The organism is Flavobacterium cupreum (assembly GCF_003996965.1).
Taxonomy (GTDB): domain Bacteria; phylum Bacteroidota; class Bacteroidia; order Flavobacteriales; family Flavobacteriaceae; genus Flavobacterium; species Flavobacterium cupreum.
Genome location: NZ_QWDM01000160.1, coordinates 1 through 326, shown reverse-complemented (window position 1 = coordinate 326; position 326 = coordinate 1). Strand labels below are relative to the sequence as shown.

The following is a 326-nucleotide window of genomic DNA, read 5'->3' as shown; positions in this document are numbered from 1 at the left end:
CGAGTTGTCGGTGCGCGAATGGGCGGTGCTCGAATACCTGCTGCACCACGCGGCACGGGTGGTGTCGAAGCAGCAGATCATCGACGCCATCCTGCCTTGGGGCAACGACCTGACCCTCAACGCGGTCGAGGTCTACATCTCGCGCCTGCGCCTCAAGATCGGCGAGGCCGGGGTCACCATCCGCACCATCCGCGGCTTCGGCTACATGCTTGAGCTGGCGTGAGATGAACAGCATCCGGGTGCGCCTGCTCAGGTGGCTGATCGGGCCGATCTTGCTGATCAACATCGCCGGCGCCGCGCTGGCCTACGTGCTGGCCTGGACCCCG

The 326-nt window shown here is 66.0% G+C and carries 1 protein-coding gene; it reads left to right on the top strand.

Features of this window, described 5'->3' with window-relative positions:
• Positions 1-223 (top strand): helix-turn-helix domain-containing protein (locus D0817_RS27040; RefSeq protein ID WP_134737810.1); only part of this gene is annotated, 223 nt, incomplete at its 5' end.
• Positions 224-326 lie beyond the last annotated feature (103 nt).